This window comes from Cupriavidus basilensis OR16, from assembly GCF_000243095.1.
Lineage (GTDB): Bacteria > Pseudomonadota > Gammaproteobacteria > Burkholderiales > Burkholderiaceae > Cupriavidus > Cupriavidus basilensis_D.
The window spans coordinates 1-784 of sequence record NZ_AHJE01000161.1 but is presented as its reverse complement, the minus strand read 5'-3'; the positions used below and the strand labels follow the sequence as shown (position 1 = coordinate 784).

Genomic DNA, 784 nt, shown 5'->3' with positions numbered 1-784 from the left:
AGACCCCAGCGAGAGCCGGACACACCACCGGAATCCAGGCGGGTGACTTTTTGGCCCGGACCGGAATTGAATCCATTCGCTGCCGTCGGTACCGCACCAACATGGTTGGCGAACTCAAAGTTCATGTCAGCGACGCCGTACAACGTCACCGACTGTGCCCCGGCGGCCCCAACCATGCCGACCGACAGCCCAGCAAATGCAATGTGCTTCAATTTCATGCTCAAGTCTCCCCTTTGGTGCAGTTTCATAATTAGTATGTCCAGCCGATGCTCATCTCGGTTACCGGCCGGCCGCCGCGCGGTCGCGGGCGAAGCCGGCAACCAAGCCAGGCTCGCGGGATTGGCCATGGTGTCGGGATTCGCCACGTTTTCCAGCGGCTGTCCCAGCAGCAGCTTCTTGATCGGCAGCTCCATCTTCTTGCCCGACAACGTGCGGGGAATGGCTGTCACCTGGAATACTTCGTTCGGTACGTGCCGGGCCGACAGCGCCACCTTGATACGGTCGCGGATGGTGGCCGTCAGTCCTGGCGTCAGTTCAATATCGGGCCGCAGGACAACAAACAGCGGCATGTAGGATTCGCGCCCGAGGTATTCGAGATCGACGACCATGCTGTCCAGCACTTCAGGCAACGCCTCTACGGCACGGTAGAGCTCGCTCGTACCCATGCGGATGCCGTGCCGGTTGATGGTGGCATCCGAGCGGCCATAAATGATGGCACCGCCGCGCGGCGTGATGCGCACCCAGTCGCCGTGGCGCCAGATGCCGGGATAGGTATCGAAGTAGC

The 784-nt window shown here is 61.4% G+C and carries 1 pseudogene; it reads right to left on the bottom strand.

What is annotated here, in order from left to right:
- Positions 1-784: pseudogene (locus OR16_RS46885) on the bottom strand (hypothetical protein); the annotation flags it as partial.